This window comes from Pseudomonas sp. HP_01 (assembly GCF_055284355.1).
In genome coordinates, this window is record NZ_JBTOPV010000070.1 from 1 (window position 1) to 499 (window position 499).

The 499-nt window shown below is 55.1% G+C and carries 1 protein-coding gene; it reads right to left on the minus strand.

Annotated features, from left to right (window positions below; all coding sequences use genetic code 11):
- On the minus strand, nt 1-499 hold a 499-nt coding region (locus tag ACYAR8_RS23840; protein WP_463581234.1), incomplete at both ends, for a DUF6531 domain-containing protein.

A 499-nucleotide genomic window follows, 5' to 3' on the forward strand; every position in this document is an offset into this window, starting at 1 on the left:
ATGCACTTTGTTTAGATCTTTCTCCGAGTAAGTCACCAATTCGGAGAGCACCAACTGCCCATCATGCCGATGCTCGTGATGCAGCATGACCCCGGCGCCGTTGGGCAGCATCTTGTTGATCAGAACAAAGCGCTTGCCCCGCCGAACATAGGTCTCTCGGTGCTCAAGCCCCCGCATCAGCAATAGCCGATCCTTGCTAAGGCGAATAACGGTCAGATTTTCGATGGCATTGAAATGGAACAGCTTGACCTTGGGCAGAGGGAATTCATGGCTGCGGCCATCGGCGTCGTGGAAGACCAGACCGTCACCGACAAGATCAAAGCGTGTAGTAAACGGCGTAATCCAGCGTGCGCCGATGATGTCCTGATCGTAGGCATCCAGACTCGAACAATAAGTCCGCGTCCACTCAATCGGAAACGGCCCCGGCAGGCTGAAATCGGTATGACTGACCGACTCCGAGCCCATCGCGAAACTGATGCTCTTGATCGTCGAGGCGCAG